Origin of the sequence: Mixta sp. BE291 (assembly GCF_031457955.1) — a bacterium.
Classification (GTDB): Bacteria; Pseudomonadota; Gammaproteobacteria; order Enterobacterales; family Enterobacteriaceae; genus Mixta.
This window is the reverse complement of sequence record NZ_JAVDXN010000005.1, coordinates 35,549-62,265: the sequence shown is the minus strand read 5'-3', so window position 1 is coordinate 62,265 and position 26,717 is coordinate 35,549. Positions and strand designations below refer to the sequence as shown.

20 protein-coding genes are annotated in these 26,717 nt (G+C 54.6%); 9 read left to right on the top strand and 11 right to left on the bottom strand.

The window, feature by feature from the left end; genetic code table 11:
* Window positions 1–36: 36 nt before the first annotated feature.
* Complete coding sequence (locus J2X14_RS12905; protein WP_502890013.1) at window positions 37–1,818, top strand: sigma 54-interacting transcriptional regulator; 1,782 nt, start codon at window positions 37–39, stop codon at window positions 1,816–1,818.
* On the opposite strand, the gene J2X14_RS12900 is transcribed toward J2X14_RS12905, so the two are convergent.
* From J2X14_RS12900 to J2X14_RS12890, 3 genes are read right to left on the bottom strand one after another with little or no spacing between them, the layout of a single operon-like run.
* Window positions 1,796–2,413, bottom strand: a complete 618-nt coding sequence (locus tag J2X14_RS12900; protein WP_352411605.1) for an NTP transferase domain-containing protein — start codon at window positions 2,411–2,413, stop codon at window positions 1,796–1,798. The two genes, J2X14_RS12905 and J2X14_RS12900, sit on opposite strands and share 23 nt — an antisense overlap.
* Window positions 2,414–2,415: 2 nt before the next feature.
* Window positions 2,416–2,877 (bottom strand): (2Fe-2S)-binding protein, encoded by a 462-nt coding sequence (locus J2X14_RS12895; RefSeq protein WP_352411604.1) that lies wholly within the window; start codon window positions 2,875–2,877, stop codon window positions 2,416–2,418.
* Between the two features lie 16 nt (window positions 2,878–2,893).
* On the bottom strand, window positions 2,894–6,115 hold the full coding sequence (locus tag J2X14_RS12890) for a molybdopterin cofactor-binding domain-containing protein (protein WP_352411603.1): 3,222 nt from the start codon (window positions 6,113–6,115) through the stop codon (window positions 2,894–2,896).
* Window positions 6,116–6,498: 383 nt separating this feature from the next.
* On the opposite strand from J2X14_RS12890, the gene J2X14_RS12885 reads away from it, so the two are divergent.
* Window positions 6,499–8,454, top strand: coding sequence for a glutamate synthase small subunit GltD family protein (locus tag J2X14_RS12885; RefSeq protein WP_352411602.1), 1,956 nt, complete (start codon window positions 6,499–6,501; stop codon window positions 8,452–8,454).
* Entirely contained in the window at window positions 8,451–8,951 is a 501-nt protein-coding gene (locus tag J2X14_RS12880; protein ID WP_352411601.1) for a 4Fe-4S dicluster domain-containing protein, read from the top strand. Before J2X14_RS12885 ends, J2X14_RS12880 begins: the two co-directional genes overlap by 4 nt.
* An 87-nt stretch (window positions 8,952–9,038) precedes the next feature.
* Here the strand turns inward: J2X14_RS12880 and J2X14_RS12875 are convergent, their stop codons facing one another.
* The gene (locus J2X14_RS12875; RefSeq protein WP_352411600.1) at window positions 9,039–10,391 is read right to left on the bottom strand and encodes an esterase-like activity of phytase family protein; all 1,353 of its coding nucleotides are present in this window, start codon (window positions 10,389–10,391) and stop codon (window positions 9,039–9,041) included.
* A 151-nt stretch (window positions 10,392–10,542) separates the two neighbouring features.
* On the opposite strand from J2X14_RS12875, the gene J2X14_RS12870 reads away from it, so the two are divergent.
* Complete coding sequence (locus J2X14_RS12870) at window positions 10,543–11,538, top strand: aldo/keto reductase (protein WP_352411599.1); 996 nt, start codon at window positions 10,543–10,545, stop codon at window positions 11,536–11,538.
* Between the two features lie 64 nt (window positions 11,539–11,602).
* Window positions 11,603–11,860: a hypothetical protein gene (locus J2X14_RS12865; protein WP_352411598.1), complete on the top strand. Its 258-nt coding sequence runs from the start codon at window positions 11,603–11,605 to the stop codon at window positions 11,858–11,860.
* A 55-nt stretch (window positions 11,861–11,915) separates the two neighbouring features.
* Here the strand turns inward: J2X14_RS12865 and J2X14_RS12860 are convergent, their stop codons facing one another.
* Both J2X14_RS12860 and uxuA read right to left on the bottom strand, forming a co-directional pair.
* Window positions 11,916–13,472: a peptide MFS transporter gene (locus tag J2X14_RS12860; RefSeq protein WP_352411597.1), complete on the bottom strand. Its 1,557-nt coding sequence runs from the start codon at window positions 13,470–13,472 to the stop codon at window positions 11,916–11,918.
* Between the two features lie 622 nt (window positions 13,473–14,094).
* A complete protein-coding gene (uxuA, locus tag J2X14_RS12855) occupies window positions 14,095–15,162 on the bottom strand; it encodes a mannonate dehydratase (protein WP_352411596.1) in 1,068 nt (355 codons plus the stop codon).
* Window positions 15,163–15,626: 464 nt separating this feature from the next.
* On the opposite strand from uxuA, the gene uxaC reads away from it, so the two are divergent.
* The 3 genes from uxaC (at window position 15,627) to J2X14_RS12840 (ending at window position 20,124) form a co-directional block, all read left to right on the top strand.
* A complete protein-coding gene (gene uxaC, locus J2X14_RS12850; RefSeq protein WP_352411595.1) occupies window positions 15,627–17,042 on the top strand; it encodes a glucuronate isomerase in 1,416 nt (471 codons plus the stop codon).
* A 14-nt stretch (window positions 17,043–17,056) separates the two neighbouring features.
* Window positions 17,057–18,598, top strand: a complete 1,542-nt coding sequence (locus tag J2X14_RS12845; RefSeq protein ID WP_502890007.1) for an MFS transporter — start codon at window positions 17,057–17,059, stop codon at window positions 18,596–18,598.
* Between the two features lie 62 nt (window positions 18,599–18,660).
* The gene (locus J2X14_RS12840) at window positions 18,661–20,124 is read left to right on the top strand and encodes a mannitol dehydrogenase family protein (protein WP_352411594.1); all 1,464 of its coding nucleotides are present in this window, start codon (window positions 18,661–18,663) and stop codon (window positions 20,122–20,124) included.
* Window positions 20,125–20,169: 45 nt separating this feature from the next.
* Here the strand turns inward: J2X14_RS12840 and J2X14_RS12835 are convergent, their stop codons facing one another.
* Genes J2X14_RS12835 through J2X14_RS12815 form a run of 5 tightly spaced genes read right to left on the bottom strand, consistent with a single transcriptional unit; the run spans window position 20,170 to window position 26,184 of the window.
* Complete coding sequence (locus J2X14_RS12835) at window positions 20,170–20,949, bottom strand: heme ABC transporter ATP-binding protein (RefSeq protein ID WP_352411593.1); 780 nt, start codon at window positions 20,947–20,949, stop codon at window positions 20,170–20,172.
* The gene (locus tag J2X14_RS12830; RefSeq protein ID WP_352411592.1) at window positions 20,942–21,943 is read right to left on the bottom strand and encodes a FecCD family ABC transporter permease; all 1,002 of its coding nucleotides are present in this window, start codon (window positions 21,941–21,943) and stop codon (window positions 20,942–20,944) included. The genes J2X14_RS12835 and J2X14_RS12830 overlap by 8 nt, the downstream gene beginning before the upstream one ends.
* Entirely contained in the window at window positions 21,936–22,760 is an 825-nt protein-coding gene (locus tag J2X14_RS12825) for a heme/hemin ABC transporter substrate-binding protein (RefSeq protein ID WP_352411591.1), read from the bottom strand. Before J2X14_RS12825 ends, J2X14_RS12830 begins: the two co-directional genes overlap by 8 nt.
* Window positions 22,757–23,779: a hemin-degrading factor gene (locus J2X14_RS12820; RefSeq protein ID WP_352411590.1), complete on the bottom strand. Its 1,023-nt coding sequence runs from the start codon at window positions 23,777–23,779 to the stop codon at window positions 22,757–22,759. The genes J2X14_RS12825 and J2X14_RS12820 overlap by 4 nt, the downstream gene beginning before the upstream one ends.
* Window positions 23,780–23,829: 50 nt before the next feature.
* A complete protein-coding gene (locus J2X14_RS12815; RefSeq protein WP_352411589.1) occupies window positions 23,830–26,184 on the bottom strand; it encodes a TonB-dependent receptor domain-containing protein in 2,355 nt (784 codons plus the stop codon).
* A gap of 226 nt (window positions 26,185–26,410) precedes the next feature.
* Here J2X14_RS12815 and J2X14_RS12810 point away from each other — a divergent pair, with 226 nt between their 5' ends.
* A complete protein-coding gene (locus J2X14_RS12810; RefSeq protein WP_352411588.1) occupies window positions 26,411–26,701 on the top strand; it encodes an Rdx family protein in 291 nt (96 codons plus the stop codon).
* Window positions 26,702–26,717: the final 16 nt, after the last annotated feature.

Here is a 26,717-nt window from a genome sequence, read left to right as displayed (position 1 = left end):
GATGATAACGTCCTTGATGAACAGCCTGCGGCGCTCATGGCATCGAGTGATGAAACAGACAACAGCTCTACGCTGATGAAGATCCAAAAAACGGTGCAGCATTTTGCCGCGCTGTTAGCGAATGTCCTGCATCTGGAAGTTGAAATTGTTGATAACACGCTGCATCGCATTGCCGGGACCGGCCCTTACAGCCAGCGGTTGGGCCAGGTTCCCGCCAGCAATACACTGTTGTTATCTGAGGTGATCGACAAGCAACACGACGTTGTTATTTTTGATTCTCAGCGTAATGCGTTATGCCAGGCCTGTACCCAACGGGAAAGTTGCAAAGAGCGAGGCTTTGTTGGCGTTCCGGTGATTTATCAGCAGCGCTGCCTTGGTGTGATCAGTCTTGTGGCAATGAATAATGATCAACTCCAGCGTTTGCGTACCCATACCAGTATGTTTATTGAATATATTCGCCATATTACTACGCTGCTGGCGGCAAATATTAATGAACTACAACGCAAAGAGCGCCGCGTCGATCCCTTGCTGATATTTATGGCGCAACAAACAGAACAGGGCGTTATTATTTTTGATGCGCAACGCCGCATTATTTTCACCAATAAATTTGCGCGCCAACAGCTGGATATTAACGATTTGCAGCGCAATCCGGCAGTGCTTTCGCCTTTACTAAAACAACAAAATCAGGAGCAGGATATAACCCTGAGCCTTAACGATCGCTGCTGGCGTTTGTCTGGCCGTTGGCAAGAGAGCGATAACGGCGTGTTAATGGTGCTGTTTCATCACCTGCAACCCATAAACGATCGGCGCGAGCCGGAAGCGCCGGAAATAAACAATCTGACGGGTGACTCCCGCGCCATGCGCGCGCTTAAGGCGCTGATTAAACGCATCGCGCCCAGTCCGTCAAGCGTGATGATTATGGGAGAAAGCGGCACCGGCAAAGAGGTGGTTGCCCACGCTATTCATCGTTTAAGCCCGCGCGATGATAAAGCCTTTGTGGCGATTAATTGCGCGGCGATACCGGAAAATCTGCTGGAGAGCGAACTGTTCGGCTATGCGAAAGGTGCCTTTACCGGTGCGGCCCCCGGCGGCAAAAAAGGGTTAATCCAGCTGGCAAATGGCGGCACGCTGTTCCTTGATGAAATCGGCGATATGCCGCTGACGCTACAGGCGCGGCTGCTGCGCGCCATTGAAAGCCGTGAAGTCATGCCAGTCGGCGCCAGCCAGCCCGTGCCGGTCGATATTCGTATTATTTCTGCGACGCACCAGAACCTTCAGGAGAAAATTAACCAAGGGCAGTTTCGCGAAGATCTCTACTATCGTCTGAATGTGGTGCCGCTTTACCTTCCTCCGTTACGGCAACGGGAAAACGATCTGGTTCTGCTGCTGAATCACTTCCTTGCTCTGCATGCGGAAAGAATTGGCCGCTCGGTGACCGGCGTGAGTCCGGAGGTGTTACGCCTGTTAAGCGCTTATCCGTGGCCTGGCAACGTAAGGGAGTTAAGCAACCTGGTAGAGTATCTGGTGAATATTGTACCGGAGGGGGAAATCATTGACAGCTCGCTGTTGCCGCCGGTTTATCACATCCGCGCTTACCGCGATGCAGTACCCGACGCTGGAGAGCTTGTCTCTTCAGCTGCACCTGCCTTTCCTGCCGCACCAGCAGAAAACGATGCGCCATCCAACCTAAAAACGGTAGAAAAAACGCTGATCGAGGAGGCGCTTCAGCGCGTTCACAATAAAAAACAGATTGCCGATGAGCTGGGGATCGGCGTGGCAACGCTCTACCGTAAGATCAAAAAGTATGGTCTGGCTTAAACGAGGCGCGTAAGCGTTTTTCATATTGTTCGGGCGTATCAAGATCCCAGTGAATCGCGGGCGTGGCGACAGGAACCGCGTAACGCCCTCTTGCGTTGACTAGCGCCTTCAGATTCGCATCCGCCTGCGCCTGTAAAATGACCTCACGCATATCAGCTGGCAGCAGCACCGGATGCCCACGGCCGCCCGCGTATTCCGGCACCAGACAGCAGTTGTGGTCACGGTGCTGCCAGAGCGCGGCGTAAATATCCCCGCTCAGCAGCGGCATATCGCCAGGCACCACAAAAAAATCACCGGGAACCAGCTGCTTAGCGCCACAACGAATGGAAGAGAACATGCCCTGTAAATAATGTGGGTTATGACACAGCGCTATCCCGACATGGCCTGCATAGCGCTGATGCAGGCGCACGCCCTGATAGCCGGTCACCAGCACTACTCGATCGCAAAAGGAAAGCGCATTCTCCAGGGCGCTATCCAGAACGGTAGCCGCTCCCCAGGGCAGCAGCATCTTCCATGCGCCCATGCGCGAAGAGAGGCCTGCGGCCAGCATCAGACACTGCTTCTGCTTCTGCTTCTGCGCGCCGTGGTTGCGCATTGCTATGCCTGTTCCAGTACCGCTTTGATCGATTTGATAATCGGCCGATAGCCGGTACAGCGGCAAAGATTACCTTCCAGCGCGTCATAAATTTGCCGATCGTTAGGCTGCGGCGTGGCATCCAGCAGCGCTTTTGCGCTCATTAAAAAACCGGGCGTACAAAAGCCGCACTGCACGCCGCCGTGCCGAACAAAAGCGTTTTGTAGCCGCTGCCCTATTTTGTCGTGGCGCAGCGCTTCCACGGTAGTGATCTGCGCGCCGTCGCACTGCGCCGCCAGCAACAGACAAGAGCAAACCGCTTTTCCTGCCATAATCACCGTACAGGCACCGCATTCGCCCACGGAACAGCCCTCTTTTGTGCCGGTCAGCTGCAGATCTTCCCGTAGAAAATCGATCAGTCGGCGATTATCATCAACCTCACGCCGTACACGAATACCGTTTACTTTAAGTTCGATTACATTCATCGCTCACCTTCCCTTGTTATTGTTGCGCGGCCAGGGCTTCTTGCAGCATCTGACGCAGCATCTCAACGCCCACGGGCACCTTGTAAGCCGCAGACCAGCGCGAACCAATCGCCTCATTAAGCAGGTTGTGCATGACCAATGCCCCCTCTTCTATTAATTGGGCATCCAGCCGACGACCGGTAAGCGCTTTTTCCAGCGCGATCAGCCGCTGCGGCTTGCTGAACATCGCGCCGTCAACCAGGCGACAACGGATCAGGTTTTTGGCGTTATCGATAACAAACTGGCCGGTCAGGCTCTGGCGCGTGATATTAAGCGCGTTGCGACGGCCTAACTGCAGGTAGCGCTGCTGCAGACGTTCATGCTGTAACGGCGGCGGCAGAATCACGGCGATGAGCAGTTCATCCGGTTGCAGCTGGGTGCGATAGCCTGCGGTAATAAATTCGCTAAGCGGAACCCGGCGTATGCCGCGTTGCTGACTTTGCAGTTCTACCTCAGCATCGTAGATAATCAACGGCGGCACCGAATCAGCGCAGGGCGCGGCATTGACGATATTTCCGCCCAGCGTCGCCCGGTTACGTAACTGCAGCGATCCGATCGTGTCGCAGGCGGTTACCAGCAGCGGGTATTTTTTCTGCACCAGCGGCGAGGCGGTGAGATCGCTAAAGCAGACGCCCGCGCCAATCGCTACGCCGCCCTCGGCGGTTTCTACCAGCGCTTTCAACGCCGGTATGCCGGAAATATCCACCAGCGCCACGGGATCGTTGCTCAGGCGCGCCTGCACCAAAACATCCGTTCCGCCCGCCACTGGACGGCACTGCCCTGCGGCCAGCGCGTCAAGCGCGTCATCCAGCGTCTTCGCCCGGCGCAGCTGTAGCGTATTGAGACGCAGCACCTGTTTTTTCTCGCCCGCCGCAACCATCATTTCGCTTTGCCGCTCTGGCTTTTTCAGCGCATATCCCAGCTTGACCTGCTCCAGCGTCAGGGGCAGCGCATAGTTACGCGCTCCCTGAGCAAAGCTGACGGCATTATTCAGCGCCGCCGCCCCCAGCTCAAGCACCGGTTCGCCCAGCACTTTCGCACCGTATGGCCCTGCGTTATCGTGATTTTCCACGGCGATAATATCGATTTCCGGAATATCCTTGATGGTCGGCAGCAGATAGGTATCAAAGTTTTCCGACTTCACATCGCCCTGTTCAATATTGAAATCTTCCAGCATGCCGTAACCGATCATGCCCTGAGCAATGCCGCCGCACACCTGGCCTTCAAAGCCGATTTTATTAATCACTTTGCCCACATCATGAACCGCCGTGACGCGTTTGATCTCGATTTTCCCCGTGCGGGTATCCAGCGCGATATCCGCCACCTGACAGCCATAAACCCAGGTGAAATAAGGGCTGCCGGTGCCTTTTTCCTCATCCCAGTGAATATCTGGCGCAACATGCCAGCCGTAAGCAGAGAGGTTTGCGCCGGTGGCTTTCGTCAGATTAACCACTTCTGCAAACGACAAGCGGTTGTAAGGATGATGGCGATTGAAAACCCGTCCGTTTTCCCACACCAGATCGTGGTTATCATGCACATCTAACCGCTCGGCGATGGCCTGCGCCATGCGATCTTTGATCTTTTCCGCCGCGCTCAATATCGCCTGCCCGCCCATCAGCGTGCCGCGTGAAGCAACGGTCGAGCCGCCATCGGCAATCATCGCCGTAGCAGGCTCGCTAAAAGTGATGTTTTCCAGCGGCACGCCAAAGGCTTCGGCGGCGATCAGCGACATGGTAGTTTGCAGCCCCTGACCGTTTTCTGAAACGGAGGTGGAGATATTGATGCTGGCATCAGCGTTGACCTGAATCAAGGCGGATGAGGCGTCCAGCCCTTCGGCACCCAGCGAGCAACCACGATGGCTTAGCGCCAGCCCGATACCATATTTTATCGGCCCTCCGGCTGCGTTCAGGGCGGCGTATTGCCGTCTTTTCTCTGCAAATTGCGTTTTATCGATCGCTTTTTGCAGCACTTCGCTGGCGGATACCGTATGCCCGGAAAGCACCTGCCCGGCCATGCTGGTATCGCCCTGATGCAAAATATTGCGCAGCCGTAGCTCAACCGGCGACAGCCCCATCTCCTCTGCGACTTCATCCATTAATGATTCATTGGCGAAAATCACCTGCGGCGCCCCGAAACCGCGATAGGCAGAGGTGTAGTTATTGTTGGTATAAACCCCGGTGACATCAATGCGCACATTAGGAATGTTATAGGGGCCGGCGGCCTGCACCGAACTGCGCCAGGTAACAAAAACGGTCTGCCCGGCGTAGCTGCCGCCGTCCGCCAGCACATCAATTTTAATTGCCTGAATACGCGCATCGCTATCCAGACCAATTTTATATTTCATGGTGTAAGGATGACGTTTATAGCTTTCCCGCATAGATTGTTCGCGGTTATAGGTCATTTTCACCGGACGGGAAGTCAGCCATGTCAGCAGCGCCGCGCGACAGGCAAGGTGGTCAATAATATCGTCCTTGCCGCCAAACGATCCGCCCAGCACCGAGCGTTTCACATTAACTTTTGACTGGGGCAGCCCAAGGTATTTCGCCACAAAGCCGCGCACGCGGTGGGCGTTTTGTATCGATCCATACACCGTGATGATCTGTTCGATATCGTCATAGCAGGTGGTAATAGATTCCGGCTCTATATAAGCGTGTTCCTGAAAGCCCACCTGATATTCGCGTTCGAATATATGCGTTGAGGCGGCGAACCCGGCATCAATATCACCCTTCACGGTAAAGTGGTGATTAATAATATTGTTCTGCGTGCCGCTGTGAATTAAACGCGCGCCGGGCTGAAGCGCTTCCTGCGGAGAGGTCACCGGCATCCAGGGCTTATAGGTTATATTTATTTTTTCCGCTGCCAGGCAGGCCGCTTCATACGTTTCTGCCGCTACCACCGCCACGACATCGCCGCGAAACGCAATTTCCCGCTCGACAAGAGGCGGATAATCCGGTGTGACTACCCCAATCTTCTTTTCGCCGGGAATATCGTCCCAGGTGGCGATTTTTACCACGCCCGGCACGTTCAACGCCTCAGAGAAATCCACCGATGTAATCTGTCCGGCGGGAATATCCGCATAGCGGCACACGCCGTACAGCATATTTTTCATTACCAGATCGTCGCCGTAAACCGCCAGCCCTTTGACTTTGGCTGCGCCATCCGTTCGCGGCACTTCACTACCCACAATTGTTGTTTCCATTAGCGCGTTATCTCCCTGGTCAGCTACCAGATTGCTCACTTTTTCAGATAGCAGCAAAGGTTGTGCCAGGACGTACGCATTCAGACGCGAAGAAACTGAGTTGTGATAGACGCCAATAAAATGGCGCGATTACATCGCCTGAAGCCGGTTTTATTGCGCATAACGACAATCCCCTTTTTTCACTGTGACGCAACCTTTATCAAAGTGATAAAGCGAAATGAGAATAGAGAGACGCCGCGCCGCTGCCCTGGCGATAAAGGGGACAAATATTTGAGGTGCGCCACAAAGTTAATGTAAACCCGCCGCAAGGAGGCCAGTGCGTACGTTTATTGCATACCTCTGAAACGTGAGAGTAATGGCGGAAATAATAATAAGGGACGTACATGAATAAATTTATTGTGACCGATCCCCGGCAATGTATCGGTTGCCACGTTTGTGAAGTGGCATGCGTTGTGGCGCATAATCATTATCGCTGGCCGGAACGGTCGGCATTTATACCGCGCATCCAGGTAATGTTTCAGGGGAAAAACAGCGTTGCCGTGACCTGTCATCATTGTGAGGACGCCCCCTGCGTGGCGAGCTGTCCCGTTGAGGCGCTGTACGTTAGCGATGAGGCGATCCAGCTGGACGCACAACGCTGCATCGGCTGCAAAAATTGCCTTGTCGCCTGCCCTTTCGGCGTAATTGAGATGGTTACCCGGCAGGATTCAATGACAGCTATCGCGCAGAAGTGCGATCTCTGTAGCCATCAGGCTTCTCCGGCCTGCGTATCCCACTGCCCTACTCTGGCGTTACAACTGCTGGATAACACGGATTTAAAGGCTTTGCGACATCAGCGGCAACGCGCAGCGCTCCCCGACGGCTATCAATCTGAGGCGACGCCAGGCCGGGCGGCCCGGTTACTGGATAAACCGCCTCGTCGTGGCGCGCAAAAGGTCGCGGCGGCGCAACGGAAAACCGATTTTCAGGAGATCTATCAGGGACTGACCGCAGATTGCGCGGGCGACGAAAGCCGACGTTGCCTTTATTGCGCGCAGAAGGCCTGGTGTAACTGGACGTGCCCGCTGCACAACGCGATCCCCGATTTTATTCGCCTGGTTAGCGAAGGAGATATTCTCGAGGCGGCGGAGCTGTGCCATCAAACCAGCAGCCTGCCGGAAATATGCGGTCGGGTTTGCCCGCAGGATCGCCTTTGCGAAGGCGCATGCACCTTAAACAGCCGCAGCGGCGCAGTGACGATTGGCAACCTGGAACGCTATATCACCGATACCGCCTTTGAGAGAGGCTGGCGTCCGACGATCGGCACGGTAACGGCGCGCAGCGAAAAGGTCGCCATTATTGGCGCAGGTCCGGCCGGATTAGGCTGCGCCGACAGGCTGGCGCGCGCCGGTATTCAGGCGGATGTGTTTGATGGTCATCCCGAAATCGGTGGCCTGCTGACCTTTGGCATTCCGCCGTTCAAGCTGGATAAACAGCTTATGGCGCGCCGACGTGACATTTTCAGCGCCATGGGTATCCGGTTTCACCTTAACTGCGAAATCGGTCGCGACATCCCTTTCAGCACGCTGATGGCAGAGTATGACGCCATTTTTCTTGGCACCGGCACCTATGGCTTTTTGCCTGCGGGCCTCGCGCATGAGGATGCGCCGGGCGTGGTGCAGGCGCTGCCGTTTTTGATCGCCAGCACGCGGCGGGTGATGGCGTTAGAAGAGGATCCTCGCTATCCCTGGATTGATGTGAAAGGCAAAAAGGTGGTGGTGCTGGGCGGCGGCGATACGGCAATGGATTGCCTGCGCACGGCGATCCGGCGCGAAGCGGCCAGCGTGACCTGTGCCTATCGGCGCGATGAGGCCAGCATGCCCGGTTCGAAAAAAGAGGTTACCAACGCGCGTGAAGAGGGCGTCGAGTTTTTATTTAACGTTCAGCCGCAGCATATTCAGCGGGATCGCAAAGGCCGGGTTAACGGCATCAGGCTGATTCGCACAGTGTTAGGTGACGCTGGCCCTGACGGCCGCAGAAAACCGCAACCGGTTAAAGGCTCGGCGTTTGTGCAGCCGGTTGATGTGCTGATCATGGCGTTGGGCTTCAGGCCGCACGCCATGCCGTGGCTGGATCCATTCGATATCAAACGCGATAAATGGGGATTAATTACCACCGGCGGCGGCGCGCGGCTGGCCACGCAAACCAGCCAGCGTAAGGTGTTTGCCGGTGGCGATGCGGTGCACGGCGCCGATCTGGTGGTGACCGCGATGGCGGCGGGTCATCAGGCGGCACGCGATATTTTGACGATGCTGGCGCATCAGCCCGCTCAGCTTAATGCTATGCAGGAGGCACTATGACCGATTTTGTTCTTGTTGATACGCAACGCTGCATCGCCTGTCGGACCTGTGAGATCGCCTGCGCGCAGGCACATCTGACGCAAGGCGATCTCGACGTAACCACCTTTTTGCCCCGGCTTAATGTTTATAAATCAAGCCAGGCCAGCGCGCCGTCAATCTGCCATCAGTGTGAAAATGCGCCCTGCGTCGCAGCCTGCCCAACCGGGGCGCTGAGCCTGGATGAACATCGCGTGCAGGCCGACTCAGCACGCTGTATTGGCTGTAAAAATTGTATTGTCGCCTGCCCTTTTGGCTGCATTGCTATTGAAGCGTCGGGTAATGCCCGCGGCGCTGAGATCGTTAAATGCGACCTGTGCGCCGCGCGTGAAGCGGGCCCGGCCTGCGTGGAGGTGTGCCCAACCTTTGCGCTGAAGCTGATGCCCGCAGGCGAACTCAAGGCGTTAAAGAATAAACGCGCCAAAGAGACCGGCCACAAGGCGTTTCTGCTCTATCTGTAAGCCACTGCGTTGCATTGCGATCTCTTATCGCAGGATGCTGCGTAACCTTAATGACCTGCGCAACTTTACAGCGGCGCAGGTCATACCTTACAGCGCCTCCGGCAGGCTGATTATCCACAGCTCATTATTGCTTTCCGGCTTATCCAGCGGCCGCACGGCGATTTTGCTCTTCACCGCTTCGCCGTTGACCAGCAGATGCCCTTTGCCGTCTGCGGCGTAGTCATCCATTTTATCCTTGCCGGATACGGCGTCGGTCAGCTCAGCACGTACCGCAAAGTCGTTGTCGTTAATCACCGCCAAAGTTTTGTTATCGATCAGCGCCAGGCCTTCTACTTTCTCCTGCTGCCAGCCGGACGCGCGCAGATCCACCACCAGCTGTTTACTGGCAAGAACGATACCGCGTGATTTCAGCGCTGCTTCGTCATCAAACTCTGGCGGCTGTTGGTCGAACGGCGTCAGCTCGCTGGCGTGGCTGAGGTCAACGACATAGATACGGTTGCGCATGTTCTTATCTTTATCCGCACCCTGCTCAATCAGCAGTAAGCGCTGATTATCCAGCGCGACGATATCGCCGATTTTGGCGTCTTTGGCTTTCTTATAAGCATCAATGTCAATCGGATAGCCGTAGCTGGCCGTTTTGCCCGTTGCCGGATCGACGCTCACCAGGCGGGTAAAGCGGGCGCTGTTTTTGCTTTTTCCCTCAATATCCAGCGTGCTTTGCACCGCAGCGATAATCCGGCCATCCGGCATGCGCGTCAGGCCTTCAAAGCCACGGTTAGGCTGACGCCATTTCACAATATTTGGCAGGCCGCCCGCGACGCTCTGCTCGCCGGACGCCGCCTGCGGACCATATTTTTGCAGGATTTTGCCGTCGGCGCTGATATGCGCAATAAACGGACCGTACTCATCACAAATCCAGTAGCCACCGTTGCCATCTGAAGTAATGCCTTCCGTATCCAGACCGCGTTTATCGCTGCCGATCGCTTGCAACGTTTCATTAAGTGCCACTTCATTGGTTGCGCCGATCACCCCTTCCGGCAGCGGCAAGCCGCTAATATTGCCCTGCTCATCATGTAGCGGATGCGCATCGGTCGCCTCAGCTTTGCCGTGGCCAACCCGAATGGTCATCAGCAGCGGCGTATAGTCCGGGCTGACAAAGATTTTTGATTCGCGCTTGCCGGTTTTAGGCGCGTCCGCATTTGGGCCGCGATCGGTCAGCGTGGTGAACAGCAGATCGCCGCCCTCTTTACGCAGGAAATGCAGGCCCGAACCGATGCCCACCGCCAGGCCGTGGGGAAATTCGTTGGCTGACGCGCCGTGGTAGGCTACGCGGTCGCCCTGCGGGAAGCTCACCACATAGCGTTCAATTTGCGGCTGCGCCGCGCTGGCATATAACGAAAAAAAAGAGGCACAAAGCAAGGCAAGCGTTTTAATTTTCATCTGCTTACATCCGTAACGGGAAAGAGCCTGTTATAAGAGTAATTGATGAAAAATTTATGACAGCGCTGATTGAGATTAAAGCCCCTTCCTCTGTGCTGATATCTACACTTAACTGCACAGACTGCCACCCAACATCAATGTTTGAGGATATATGGAATACACAAAGTTAGGCTCTACCGGGCTGGATATTTCGCGTCTTTGTCTTGGCTGCATGACCTTTGGTCAGCCTGATGCGGGGGCGCACCCGTGGACGTTGGCGGAAAGCGATGCGCGTCCGATTTTCCGCCATGCGGTGGAGCAAGGTATCAATTTCTTCGACACGGCAAACAGCTACTCTGCCGGTACTTCTGAAGAGATGGTCGGGAAATTCCTGAAGGAATTTACTCAGCGTGATGAAGTCGTCCTGGCGACAAAAGTCTTTTTCCCACCTGCCATGCTGGGTGGCGCAACGCGTCCAAACGGACAGGGGCTATCGCGCAAAGCGATCATGACGGAGATCGATAAAAGCCTGAAACGTCTGGGGACTGACTATGTTGACCTTTATCAGATCCACCGTTGGGACTACAGCACCCCCATTGAAGAGACAATGGAAGCCTTGCATGACGTGGTGAAAGCCGGAAAAGCACGCCACATCGGCGCTTCATCCATGTATGCCTGGCAGTTTGCTAAAGCGCAGGAAACCGCGCGTGCTAATAACTGGACAACGTTTGTCACCATGCAGAACTACCTGAATCTGCTCTATCGTGAAGAAGAACGTGAGATGATCCCGATGTGTCAGGATCAGGGCGTTGGCTTAATCCCATGGAGTCCGCTTGCACGGGGACGTCTGGCGCGTCCGGTAGGTGAAAGCTCTAACCGTAATGAAACAGATACCACCTCTAAAATGCTGTATGCCGCAACGGAAGAAGCAGATAACCGTGTGATCAGGGCCGTTGAGCAAATCGCCGCCGCCCGTGGCGTTGCTATGGCGCAAATCGGACTGGCCTGGGTGATGAACAAGCAAGCGGTATCAGCCCCGATTGTCGGCGCATCGAAAACCCGTCAGCTCGATGATGCTATTGCCGCGTTAGAAATTAAACTAACGGAAGATGAAATTGCCGCGCTGGAAAAAGAGTATGTGCCGCATGCCGTAACCGGGCATAACTAAACAGTTAAAAAACACGGCAGAGAAAACGTGGGGAAACCCACTTTTTTACCCCGGAGCATAGCAGATGAATAAGCAACAGCTGACTGAACATATCGCCGCGCTTGAAGGCCACGCGCCAACGTTCGAACTTCAGGTATGCCGGGAGTTGTTAGCATGTATGGAGCGCATCGCGGCGCTTGAACAGCAGCTCGCAAAGCCGATTCGCCTGCCCTGGTGCAGTTCCAGCCCGGTATGTGAAATTGAAGCGGGTTACGCTAATGGCGTGAATGATTGCAAAGAGGCGATCCGCAGAGCGGGATATCCGCTTGAGGGCGATGAGTAAAGCGGAATAAACCGGCGCGTTAACGCCGGTTTGAGGAAGGTAACAATATCTCTGCTTAGGCGCTGGTTACCGGTTTCTGCGCAGGCTGCTTAGCCTGCGCGTTTTCCAGCATACGACGCACCGGAACAATCAGTACCATCAGCACCGCCGCACAAATCAGCAGCGCAATGGAACAACGGGCGAAGAGATCGGGCAGCATATCCAGCTGATCGGCCTTAACGTGACCGCCAATCAGGCCTGCCGCCAGGTTACCCAGCGCGCTGGCGCAGAACCACAGCCCCATCATCTGGCCGCGCATTCTTTCCGGTGCCAACACCGTCATGGTCGCCAGGCCGATCGGGCTCAGACAAAGCTCGCCCAGCGTCAACATCAAAATACTGCCCACCAGCCACAGCGGCGATACGCCGGCCCCGCTGTTATTTAGCACATCCTGTGCCGCCATCTTCATCAGGCCGAAGCCAACGGCAGCAAACAAAATGCCGATAACGAATTTGGTAATGCTGCTCGGGCGAATATTTTTCCGCGCCAGCATCGGCCATGCCCAGCTGAATATCGGCGCCAGTAGAATGATAAACAGCGCATTAATTGACTGGAACCACACCGCCGGGATTTCAAAATCACCGATCATGCGGTTGGTGTAGTCGTTAGCGAACAGGTTAAACGAGGTCGGCTTCTGCTCGAACGCAGACCAGAAAAACGCAGCCGACACCAGCAGGATAAAGCAGACCAGCAGCCGGGCGCGCTCTTTTCTGCTCAGACCAGCGAACAGAAACAGATAAACAAAATAGAGCATCACTGAGGCCGCGATCACGTAAACCAGCATGCTGGCGACCGCAACCGGGTTAATCACAATCACGCCCATGGCGATCAGCGTTGTCACGATCGCCACGCCTGCCGTCAGCGCCAGCAGCCATGCGCCCACGCCGTTCTTTTTCACTACCGGACTGTTCCAGGTGGAATCCAGGCCGACTTCGCTGTCGTAACGTTTCATCGCCGGAACGGCGAACAGGCGGAAGATCACCAGCGCCACCAGCATCCCGATACCGCCGATACCGAAGCCCCAGTGCCAGCCGTGAGATTTAATCAACCAGCCAGAAATCAGCGGCGCGATGAACGAGCCCATATTGATGCCCATATAAAACAGCGAGAAGCCGCCGTCGCGACGCGCATCGCCTTTCTTATACAGCGTACCGACCATCACCGAAATACAGGTCTTAAACAGGCCCGATCCCAACACAATAAACATCAGACCGATAAAAAACAGGTTATCGCCCATTACGGCGGAAAGCGCGATCGACAGGTGACCCAGCGCAATCAGAATGGAACCGTACCAGACCGCCCTTTGTTGACCGAGCCAGTTATCCGCCAGCCAGCCGCCCGGCAGCGCGGCGAGGTACATACTGCCCGCAAAGATGCCGACAATCGCCGAGGCATTTTCGCGCGCCAGCCCCATGCCGCCATCGTAAACCGCCGAGGCCATAAACAGGATCAGCAATGGACGAATGCCGTAAAACGAGAAGCGTTCCCACATTTCCGTGAAGAACAGCGAGCCCAGCGGATAAGGATGACCGAAGAACGTCCGGCTTTCGTTTTTATGAACAGAGGAACGCATAAATTCTCCCAAAAAGGTATGGCGTAGTGCCCGCGAGTGCTGAATGCATGTCGGCCATTTATTTGTCTGGCCGTGATTTTACATTCGGTAAAAAAGTATTTAACCGTTTAGCAACGGGATGCTAGTTTTTTCTCGTGTGTTCTTCAAAACTTTAAGATAAAAAGTCGACAAGCATCTACTTTATCAGATTTTTTGTTGGTGAAAACGGGATAATTATTGACACTCTGCCACATTCAGTATGCTAAGGCATAATCCTTTTTAAACATTAGCTTAAGGGCAAAGCGATGGTGCCGCCTGATTTATCCCTTTGGCAGATTTAGTCATAAACAGGGGAAAAGGCGTCAATGAAGGGGGTAATCAGTAAAAATAGCGCTAAAAGCGGCGGATTAAAGGCTGGTTAGCGCCAGGCAACTGGAAATGACATTAAACTTTGCTGCTGAAATAGTGTGCAGCTAACACACTAAATAAGGGGGCTTTTCAGCATGTTACGGGTTCCAGTAATCCTCAATAAGAAAGAAAATGCTCTGCTAAAAAGTTATACCAGTGAAAGCTTCAAAATGCTTGCTTTTGTCCGGCGCAACGCCTGTAGGCCGGGAGCAGGCGCTCCCGGCCTACACAACACTTATTTTCTTTTTTCCAGCGCTTCCCACAGGCCCATCAAATAGGTCACGCCTAACGCGCGGTCATAAAGGCCATATCCGGGTCGCCCGGTTTCACCCCAAATGAAACGACCATGATCCGGGCGGATATAGCCGTCAAAACCGTTATCGTGCAGCGCCTGCATCACCCGATACATATCCAGCGAGCCATATTGCGAAGGATGCGCCGACTCATAAAAGTCTTTATCTTTAATCAGCTTGATATTGCGCACATGGGCAAAATGCAGGCGCTTGCGGCGCGTGAACTCGGCCAGTATTTCATACACGTTATTATCCGGGTCTTCGGCAATCGAGCCGGTACAGAGCGTTATCCCGTTTGCCGGGGAATCCACCGCATCGCAAATCATCGCCAGATCGGCCTGATTTTTCACCACGCGCGGCAGACCGAAAATAGAATAAGGCGGATCGTCCGGATGAATCGCCATTTTCACGCCAACTTCTTCGCATACCGGAATGATCTCCCGCAGGAAGTAGAATAAGTTTTCCCGCAGTTTATTATCGTCAACGCCATGGTAGCGGGCGAACAACTCCTGTACTTTTGCCAGCCGCTCAGGTTCCCAACCCGGTAAGGCGAAGCCGTTGGCGTTATCCAGAACCTCTTTCACCACCTCTTCCAGCGTTTTGTCGATGCCATGCTTTTCGAAAGCCATCGTCAGGGAACCATCCGGCAGAACATAGTTCATGTCGGTTTTCATCCAGTCAAACACCGGCATGAAGTTATAGCAGATGACCTTTACACCAAAACCGGCCAGGTTACGGATAGTTTGCTTGTAGTTTTCAATATAGCGGTCGCGTTCTGGCGTACCGATTTTGATATCATCATGGATGTTGACGCTTTCGATCACTTCCATTTTCAAACCGGCAGCATGCGCCTGCGCAACCAGCGCTTCGATTTTATCAACCGGCCATACCTCTCCCGGCGCCACGTCATACAGCGCACCCACCACGCCTTCTACGCCCGGTACCTGTCGAATATATTCCAGAGGAATTTTATCTTCCTGTGGCCCAAACCACCGCATCGTCATCTGCATGTTTATACCCGCCTTTCGCTTCGCTTCTTATCCTGCTGGATAAGTACCATACTAGTAGATGAAAGCATATGCAGTTATTTTTCCCAGATCAACTGCCAGTAAAAAAAATAGATGATGCGTTTTTTGGCACGTCATCGTTGCTAACTTCTGGAAATAAAAAAACAACATTTCCGATACTTATAATTATTTTATTAAATAGAATAATTCCTTTTACTTTATTTAAATAAATATCAATTCCGCTCTGTTAACAGTCCAGAAATTAACGTATTCCTTCCGATAACAAAGCAGATAATTAAGGATTGCCGAATATTACGCAACTCACAGTTTATTTATTTATACTTGTATGGCAGTAGACGTTAAATCCATGAAGGGTTTACTGTTCGTGGCATAAAAACGCATTAACTATCTATTCAGGCCAAGAACGTTCTGTTTTAGCCTGTAGCCAATAATTACACAGGGAATTTATGTCGCTAATAAATAATAGCTTTATGATCAATAATGCGCCTGGGCAGAAGCTCTACGCTGAGGTAGCAAAAACATTACCCATTATCGATTATCATTGTCACCTTGAGGCTAAAGCGATTTGGGAAAATAAACCGTTTACGGATATCACCCAATTATGGCTGGAAGGTGACCATTACAAATGGCGTGCTATGCGGGCGAATGCCATTCCTGAGCGAAAGATTACCGGTAACGCCAGCGCAGAAGAAAAGTTTGAGGCATGGGCGCAAACCGTTGAGGCCAGTTTTGGCAATCCTCTCTATCACTGGACCCACCTTGAGCTTAAACACTACTTTGCTATCGACGACACGCTCAACAGCAAAAACTGGCGCGCTATTATGGCGCGCTGCAATGAGCAATTACGCGGCGACGATTTTTTACCGCAGGCGCTCATTCGTCGTGCCAACGTCGAAGCGCTTTGTACCACCGATGGCCCGCTTGACGATCTGCAATACCACCTGCAGCTGGCGGCACAGCACGATTTCCCCACGCTGGTTCTGCCAACCTTCCGCCCCGATGAACTGTTCGATACCGACCCGCAGCGTTTTCTGACGTTTATCGCCCGGCTGACGCAGAAAACCAACCAGCCGATCGCTTCACTGGCGCATTTCCTCGCCGCGCTGGAATCACGCATCGATTTCTTCCACCGTGCAGGCTGTCGCGTTGCCGATCACGGGCCGCAGACGATAGGCTATTGCCATCTGGATGATGCCGCGCAGGCTGCGCTATTCCAGCGTCGTCTGGCCGGAGAAACGCTGACGGAGCCTGAATGCCAGGCGTGGGACAGCCTTATTTTTGTCGCGCTCGCCAAAATGTATAAACAGCGCGACTGGGCAATGCAGATTCACTTCGGCGCAATCCGCAACAACAACATGCCGATGTTCCGCCAGGTCGGTATCAACAGCGGCTTCGATTCCATTGGCGATCAGACGCACCTTGCCGGGAGCCTGAACGCTCTGCTCAACGCCATGACTGAGAATAGTGGCCTGCCGAAAACCATCCTCTACAACCTGAATGCCAGTTACAACGACGTCGTCGCCTCGGCCATCGCCAATTTCCAGAGCGGCGAAGCGGGCGTGAAATCCCCGCTGCAATTCGGTTCCGGCTGGTGGTTTAACGATACGCGCCGCGGCATGGTTAATCAGCTCAACGCGCTGGCCGATCAGGGCCTGCTCGCCAACTTTATCGGCATGCTCACCGACTCGCGCAGCTTCGTTTCCTATACCCGCCACGACTATTTCCGCCGCATTCTCTGCGATCTGATTGGCGGCTGGGTAGAAAGAGGCGAAGTGCCAAATGATGAAAAGATTCTTGCCGCCATGGTGCGTGGCATTTGCGTGGAAAACGCCCGCCGCTACTTTCGTTTTTCTCAGCGCTGATACAGGGATAAATCATGCTTAAAAACAGAAAAGTCACTATCCCGGTCAGTATCGGCTACGGTCTGACCGATATTATGGGCGGCGGCGCCTTTACCGTGATCGGCGCGTGGCTGCTTTTTTTCTATACCACCTTTGTGGGTCTTTCGCCGATTGAAGCGGCGTCTATTGTGGCGATTGCTCGTATCGTCGATGCCATCGTCAGCCTGTTTATGGGCAGCTTCACCGATCATTTCTACAAACACTATCTGGGCAAAAAATTCGGCCGCCGCCGGTTTTTCCTGCTGATCGGCGCGCCGCTGATGCTGGTCTATATCCTGCTGTGGCTGAACGGCATGAATTTCTGGTTTTATCTTGCGGTTTATCTGGCCTTTGAAATTATCGCCGCCATGGTGCTGATTCCGTGGGAAACGCTGCCGTCGGAGATGACCAAAGATTTTAACGACCGAACTAAGCTTTCCACCTGCCGCATGTTTCTCTCTGCTTCCGGTACATTCCTCGCCACCTTTATTCCAGGCCTGTTGATCGCCTGGCTGGGCGAGAACAATGCCGACGCTTATCTGATCAACGGCGTGGTATTTGCCGTGATGTTCACCGTCTGCGTATTTATCTCGTGGAAAGTGACCTGGGAGCGGGAACTGACGCCGGAAATGCTGGCCGAGATCGAGAAAAAGCCGCAGGCCACCCGTTTCACCGACAAGCTGGTCGCCTTTGGCAATCTGTTTAAGGAGTATGCCTCCACGCTGAAAGTGCGGGCGTTCCGTAAACATCTGGCGATTTATCTTTTTTCCTTTACTGCCAAGGATATTTACAACACCGTTTTTGTTTTCTTCTGCGTTTACTGCCTGAACGTCTCTTCCTCGCTGGCGGGAACGCTGCTGTCGATGAGTATTGTCGGCTTGCCGGTCACGCTGGCGGCAGGCGTCGCGATCATTAAATATGGCCCGTCCCGCCTCTACGTTTTCGCTTATTTGCTGATGATGCTGTGTCTTGGCGGCTTCTTCCTGATTTATCAGTTCCCGACGGATAACAAAGTGCTGCTGCTGGTGATCATCGCCGGGATCTATCAGGTGGGCCGCTGCGTACTGGAATTTACGCCGTGGAACGTTTTCCCGTTTATTCCCGATATCGATGAAATGATCACCCGCCAGCGTCGCGAAGGGCTGTTTGCGGCGGTAATGACCTTTTCTCGTAAAACCACGGTCGCGATTGCCACCTTCGCCGTCGGCCTGCTGCTGCAAAGCGGCGGCTTCGTCAAGGGTAGCCAGGTGCAGCCGCAGGAAGCGATTAACACCATCGCCATGCTGCTGTTTGTGGGCACGGCAGGCCTGTTGATGATTGCCCTGTGGCAGGCGCTGACCTTCCACCTCAATAAGCGCACGCACAAAATTTTTGTCGATGAGATCGAGCGCCTGAAAGCACACGGACGCAAACAGGACGTGACGCCAGAGGCGCGCCACGTGGTGGAAGATCTTACCGGATACGCTTACGACACGCTGTGGAATGCGACTCCGCCTGAGCGCGTAGCCGCTAAGCCTGGCCCGGTACTGAATGGATAAATCCTGTTGGCAGCAGGCACAGCCTGTCTGCTGCCCTTCTCTTTTAATAAAGCGAGCAGAACATGCAAAGTAAACTGTTAACGGCGAAGGCCACCGTGCCAGCCTGGGATCGCAACCGCCTGGTACCGCGTATTGTCCATCTGGGATTTGGCGCGTTTCACCGCGCGCATCAGGCGGTTTACGCCGATATTCTGGCGGCGGAACAGGGCAGCGACTGGGGCTATATCGAAGTGAATTTGATTGGCGGCGAGCAGCAGATTGCCGATCTGAACCAGCAGGATCATCTTTTTACCGTTGCGGAGATGTCGGCAGAAGCCTGGACCGCCCGCGTGGTCGGCGTGGTAAAACGCGCGCTGCATGCGCAGGTGGACGGGCTGGACGCGGTATTGGCCGCGCTGTGCGAGCCGCAGGTAGCCATTGTTTCGCTGACCATCACTGAAAAGGGCTATTGCCATTCGCCCGCGACCGGCCAGCTGATGGCGGATCATCCGTTGATCGCCGCCGATCTGCAAAACCCGTATCAGCCAAAATCGGCACCTGGGGTGATTGTGGCAGCGCTGGCGCGCCGCAAAGCCGCAGGTCTGCCGCCGTTTAGCGTGATGTCCTGCGATAATATGCCGGAAAACGGACACGTCACGCGCAACGTTATCGTTAGCTACGCCCGTGCGCTTGATGCCGAACTCGCCGCCTGGATTGAACAGCATGTCACCTTCCCTTCCACCATGGTGGATCGCATCGTACCGGCCATTACGCCAGATACCCTGGATAAGATTGAACAGCTTACGGGCGTGCGCGATCCGGCGGGCGTAGCCTGTGAGCCTTTCCGCCAGTGGGTGATTGAAGATAATTTTGTGGCAGGTCGCCCGGAATGGGAGAAAGCGGGCGCTGAACTGGTATCAGACGTGCTGCCGTTTGAAGAGATGAAGCTGCGTATGCTGAACGGCAGTCACTCTTTTCTGGCTTACCTCGGCTATCTGGCGGGCTATCAGCATATTAATGAATGCATGGAGGATGAGAACTTCAGGCGCGCCGCGCATTTGCTGATGCTGAACGAGCAGGCGCCCACGCTGAATGTCAAAGGGGTTGATTTAGCGCGCTATGCCGATCTGCTGATTGAGCGTTACAGCAACACCGGGTTGCGCCACCGAACCTGGCAGATTGCCATGGACGGCAGCCAGAAGCTGCCACAGCGTATGCTGGATTCTGTTCGCTGGCATCTGGCTCATCAGAGCGACTTTACTTTACTGGCGCTGGGCGTGGCAGGTTGGATGCGCTATGTCGGCGGCATCGACGAACAAGGCGCAGCGATTGACGTCAGCGACCCGCTGCTTCCGCTGCTTCAGGATGCGGTAACGCACAGCGAGGAAGGTGAAGCACGCGTTAAGGCGCTGCTGGGCATTGAGGCTATTTTCGGCAATGAACTGCCGCAGGAACCACGCTTTGTCACGCAGGTAACCGCCGCTTATCTTTCGCTGCTGAAAATGGGTGCGAAAAACAGCGTCGCGCACGCTATCTCTGCTTTGTGAAATGAACCTCAGTGCCGCACGTTGTGCGGCGCTGAGATATCCCGTTCACGCGCGCAGCTGGATCTGCGGTCGGCCCTGTTCTTGTGGCATCACGACGCGTAGATCCGCCTGATACCAGCGCGTCAGCGTACTCTCGGTCATCACATCTTGCGGGGCGCCCTGCGCCACCAGTTTGCCCTGATGCAGCAGCAAAACACGATCGGACCACAGCGAAGCCAGGTTGAGATCGTGTAATACCATACAGACGCTGAGGCCGCCGTTGCGCGTCAACTTATGCAGCAAACGCAAACTGTGCTGCTGCCAGAACAGGTCGAGCGCTGAAGTTGGTTCATCAAGAAACAGCCAGCCACGTGGGCCATCGTCGTGCCATAACTGCGCCAGGACGCGCGCCAGCTGTACCCGCTGCTGCTCGCCGCCGGAGAGCGAGCGGTAATCGCGCCCGACCAGTTCCAGACTGCCGGTAATCTGCATCACTTCCTCGATCACCGCTTGCGCTTTGCCGGGTGGCCAGGGCGCTCGCCCCATCGCCACCACCTCTTCCGCAGGCAACGGGAAAGTCACGCTGTTTTGTTGGCGCATCACCGCGCGACGCTGCGCCAGTAACGTCCGTGGCCACGCCTTAAGGGGGCGTTCGCCGAGCCAGCATTCACCGGCTGCGGGCGTCAGGAAACCTGTTAACAGGCGCAGCAACGTGGATTTACCTGCGCCGTTGGGGCCGATCAGCGCGATCATTTCGCCCGAAGGTAAGGTGATGGAAACATCGTCAATCAGCGCGCGTGTACCGTGGTTAAAGCGCAGGCCGCGAACCCGCAGCGAATCACTCATTTATCCCCCTGCGCTGGCGCAGAATGAGCCAGAGAAACCATGGCCCTCCGAGTAAGCTGGTTAGCAATCCCACCGGCATCTCCGCCGGGATCACCACCGTGCGCGCCAGCGTATCCGCCAGCAGCAACAGGATGGCCCCCGCCAGCGCCGCCCCCGGTAACATCCAGCGGTGATCGCTGCCGACGCAGAAGCGCATTACGTGCGGCACGACGAGGCCCACGAAGCCAATGATGCCGCTCACCGATACCGCTGTGCCCACCAGCAGCGCTCCCAGCACCAACAGTTCGCGTTGGGTACGCTTCACGTCAATCCCCATATAGTGCGCATCCTCCTCGCCAAGTTGCAGCAGGTTAAGACGACGCGCCCGGGTTTGGATGGCCATCAATGCCGGAAGGATCAGCGCAGCACAGACGATAAGGCTCGGCCATTGCGCCGCGCTCAAACTGCCCATGCCCCACAGCGCCAGTTGACGCAGTTGCTGATCGTTGCTGAGCCAGGAAAGCACGCCCACAGCCGCGCCGCACAACGCATTGATGGCGATACCGATCAACAGCAAACGCGACAGATTCCCCGGTGCCAGACGACTGAAGCTGAAAATCAGCAGCGTAACGAGCAGGCTGCCGATAAACGCGGCAATCGACGGCAACCATAGCGCCAGCAACGGCGGTAAACTGAGTGGCACAATAATAGAGATCGCCACCGCCAGTCCGGCTCCGCTGCTGATGCCAAGCAAGCCAGGATCGGCCAACGGATTGCGAAACAAGCCCTGCATTACTGCACCGGATACCGCCAGCGCCATGCCAAAAAGCACCGCCAGCAGCACGCGCGGCAAACGAATAGTGAGCCAGATTTGCCACGCCATATCGCTGAGTGGCGCATGCCACAGCGTACGCACGGAAAGCGGCATGGCACCCATATTGGCGGCCATCAGCATGCACATCACCATACTGACGCCCATTAATAGCAGCCATCGCACTACCGTCCTGTTACTCATGTTTAACCGCTTCGGCGGCACGACGTAACGTGACGATTGTCTCTGGTGTATCAAGGCCAAAGCTCAGCAGCGCCATGTCATCCACCACCAACAGCGCCCGCTGCTGACCAGCAGGCGTCAGCGCCAGTCCCGGCAGTGACCATACTTTACTTTCACCGCCCAGCGTATGCAGCCCCTCTTTTCCTACCACCACCAGGTCTGGCGCAGCGGCAATTACGCCCTCCTGCGACAGTTGCTGATAGTGCGGAATCGCTGCCATGGCATTAACTAAACCGGCACTGCGAATCGCCGCATCCGCGCCGGTTTGTCGACCTGCCGCCTGCGTGCGCATACCGCCATGCGCCATAATAAACAGCACTTTCACCGGCAATGGCCGTTGCGAAATCTGTACGCGCTGCTTATTTACTTTCGCTATTAACGCGCTGGCTCTATCTTCCCGGTGCAGCGCTTTGCCGATGGTGGCGATTTTTTCCGGGATCGCGTCGAGACTGGTTTTGCCCGTGACATTCACCACTCTTACCCCTGCGCGTTCTACCTGCTGCAATACCAGCGAGGGTTTCGCCAGCTCGCTGGTCAGCACCAGTGTTGGTTTCAGCGCTAAAATCCCTTCAGCATTAAGCTGGCGCATATAGCCGATATCCGGCAGCTTATTGGCCTGCGCCGGATGTTGGCTGGTGCTGTCGCGCGCCACTAAATCAGCCTGTGCATCCAGCGCGTAGATAATTTGCGTAACGTCACCGCCGACGGAAATTATCCGTTCGGCGGCACGCGTCGGCATTGCCAGTGCGCCAAGCAATAGCAACATCAAACACTTCATGCGCGGGTTCCTAAGGCGGTGACCTGCTGACGCCAGCGTGCCTGCTCTGGCGTCCCTTCGCTACGCTGTCCATAGAGCTGAGCGATTTGCGTACCATCGGCGGCAAAAAGTTCGAGACTGGTGACAAAGCCATCGCCACTCGGTTTACGCGTCACCCAGCTCTCAGCGATGTGATCCGCCCTCAGATGTAGCGTGAAGGTTGGATTAAAGATGTTGATCCAGTTCTCCATCGGCATCAGCTTTTCTACCGCGCCAGTGAAAATCTGCGTACAACCGCGATTGCCGATGAAAATCATGATTTCATTACCATCCTGCTGCGCCTGCCCCAGCAGCTGCGCCAGCGAATCGTTGCTTACCTGACGCGCCAGATCGTCGGGTACGGCGCGAAACGCCTGCTGGCGTGAGATATTGTGACGTTTCAGTAAGCCAAAAAATTGATGCACGTCGGTGATGGCACGCCATTCGGCTTCGACGCCTGCGCTATCAACAGCATGGCTGTACGTCGGCGCACTGGCCGGTTGCGGGTTAAGCGTGGCTGCCGCATCGACGCTGAATCCGGTAATCAGCGCATCCCAGGCCGCCATATCCGTGTTGTCGGTGGTATAGATTTTCAGCACCGCATCGGCGTGGCGGTCAAAAATCTGAATGCTCTGACGTTCGCCATGCGCCGTCTGCTCACGCAGGAAGAAAGCGCTGTGCCATTGCGCCGGGAACAGACGTTGATCCAGCGCACGGGGGTTGAGGACCAATCCGGCGTGTGCGCCCAGGTGTAGATTTTCATATTTGCCGAGCTGTTCATGCACAGCATATTCGTTGCGGGTAATGCTTTTCGTTTCGCCTACCGCCGCCAGGGCTTTCAGCAGCGCTGGAAAATCCGCATTCAGGGATTGTGCATCCTGACCAACGCGGGCTTCACACAACTGTGCTTCGCCTATGCCCATTAGCGCAGCCAGATCGCGCGCATATTTTTTGGGATGCTCGCCTTTCAAGGCAAGATAGTGATCGTAACGTGGGTGCATTGCGCTTGCTCCATAAAAAGGCCCCGCGCGGACGCAGGGCGAAAAGATAATTAAAAGTCGACGTTTACACCGAGTTGGAAGGTGCGGCCTGGCATCACCGCCAGGTTGATATCGTTACGGTTCTGCGCAGTGGTATCGCTCAGTGTCCGGCTGCTGGCGTAATCCCAATATTTGCGATCGGTAATATTATAAATACCGCCGCTCAGCTTGACGTTGCGGGTCGCCTGCCAGTAAACCGTTGCATCCACCATGCCATAACCGGGTACGCGCATGTAATTAGCATCGGAATCGGTTAACGCGCCACCAGCATTCGCATAGCTTTCACGGTTAGTGGCCGTGGCTTTCTTACCTTTGACAAAGGTTGCCGTCAGCGCTGCGCCATAACCACGCTGGGCATCATCCCATGCCAGACCGACAATGGCTTTTAGTGGCGCGACGCTGTCGAGATCGATGTATTTGTCACCGGCGTAACTGGACTTCGATTTACCTTCGTTGTAGCCCAGCGCAAAAATGCTGCTCAGCCCCTCCACTTTCGGCAACCAGGCGCCATAGTTCACTTTGGTGGAAATCTCCGCACCGTAAATGTAGGCTTTATCGCGGTTTTCAGCCTGGTAGCTGGTGTAAATGTTTCCCGGTACATTAACGAACTTCGCTGGGTTGGCGGCGCGGCTGTAGCGTGTGTAAGCAATGAAGTTTTTGTATTGGTTATAAAACACTGAGGTGTTGACCGTTATGCCTCTGGTTACCTCACCTTTCAGGCCCCACTCAATGTTGTTGCTGGTTTCCGTTTTCAAATCGGTATTACCAATCAGGGCATACTGCGAGTTGCGCGCATAGCTGGATCCCAGATTCCATGAGCCATACAGCTGGCTAGTGGTGGGGAATTCTACGCCGCGTTTGTATTGCAGATAGGTGGTCAGCGCCGGTGTCAGATCGTACTGGAAGGTCAGCGACGGCAGGACCTGCGTATCAGCGTTGGTTTTGCCATACAGCGCCTTGACCTGTTCTTCCGTCAGTACCGCGCTGCCGTTGGTCAAATCGCCCAGGCTCTTTGGTTTGGTATGTTGGTACATGACGCGCACGCCAGGAATAATGGCGAAATTGTGGCTATCCAGATCAATATTGATCTTATCTTGCAGATATCCCGCCACGGCCCAGGAACGGCTATCAGCCTGCGGCTGTGTGATCACACTAAAGGCGTCCGGCGCCGGTGCCTGGCGGAACGGACGCTCAGTGTTATCCAGACGCGCGTTGAAACCGGCACTTAACTCGTGGCGGCCCAGCGTTTTGGTGCCGCGCGTGTCAAAACCATAAGTGTCAACGTTGAAATCAGAATAGACATAACCGTACTGGCTGGCGCTGGTCGGCAAATAGGTATGGTCATGCGCCTGGGTTTGCTGCCAGTAAAGACGCGTCGTCAACGTATCAATGAGGTCATTATATGGCGTCCACTCATCCACCAGATTAATGCCCCAACGGCGAGTATCACTCTGCTGCTGAGCGCTGCCCCAAACGGTATTACCGCTGTTGTCCCAGGTATCGTAATGACTGTGATTCGTTTTGTGGTAGTAGTCGAAGGTGGCACTCAGTTTGTGCCAGTCATTTGGCTGCCAGATGGCGGCGGTCATAAAGGCGTCGGAATGCCAGTTAGAGGGATAGGCATCGATTACGCCGCTATTGTTTTCGGTTTCCTGACCGTCACGGCGGCTATAAACAAACAGGCCGCGCAGTTCATCATCGCCTGCGGCTGCCGTGATCCCGTTGTGCCAGCTGTGATTTGAGGAGTCGTAACCGCTCTCATAACCAAAGTAAGTGCTTTTGTTGCCGAGGAGATAATCGTCAGGCGTTTTATTGTGGAAGGAGACATTACCGCCAATAGCCGTATTGGGCTGATCGACCGCTGTCGCCCCCTTCTCAATATCCACGCTGCTAAACATATACGGATCGATGTAATCACGCCCAATGCCGAAGGTGTTGTTACCGGTACGGCTGACATATGGGCGGCCAGTCGCATCTGGAATGGGAATGCCATCAATATCCATACCTACGCGGTTACTTTCCAACCCACGGATGTTATAGCCAGTATAGCCCGCGCGGTCGAAACCACTTTTGCCGGCGGATGAACCGCCGCCAGTACCGGTTGCGCTGATCAAGGGTTCATAACGCATGATGGAACCAAAATCATTCGCACCGCGTTTTCGCAGCTCGCTGGCGGTGATCGTGGTTTTATTGCCTGCCTGCTGTTTAGGCGCGATTACCGTTAATGTGGGTTCGTTATCCGCAGGCTGTTGCAAAATTGCAGTGTTATCGCTGGCGGCGTAGCTGCAAGCGGCATGGATAGCAGCAGATAAGATGGCAACGTTGAACAGACGTTGCCGGGTCATTCCCTGAAAAAGTGAAGACATGCGCGAAATACCTGATTAATTGTTAGTATTCGCTCACTGATTTGCCGCCGAAAAACGCCACCGCGTTAAATAAATGTAAAATATGTCGTATTATTATGTAATAAATAATTTCGTCAGGAATCTAATGCAATTGGTAATCATTATCAATATCATTTGCACATCAGTGTTGCTCAGATAGCACATTTTGTTAATTTATTTATGATCAATAATCAAACAGAGGCTCGCAATGTCGCAAAAACCGGCAGTCACTATTTACTATTGCACCCAATGTAACTGGCTACTGCGAGCGGCATGGATGGCGCAAGAATTACTGCACACTTTTGCCGAAGATTTAAGCGCCGTAACGCTCAAGCCAGGCACCGGCGGTGTGTTTGAAATCAGTATTGATGGTCAGGTGATTTGGGAGCGTAAACAGGAAGGCGGATTCCCCGATGCAGCGACACTAAAGCAGCGGGTACGCGATCTCTGCTGGCCCGATCGTGAGTTGGGGCATGTGGATAAAAAGAGCCAGTCATAGCGGCTCGAGCGGGCTG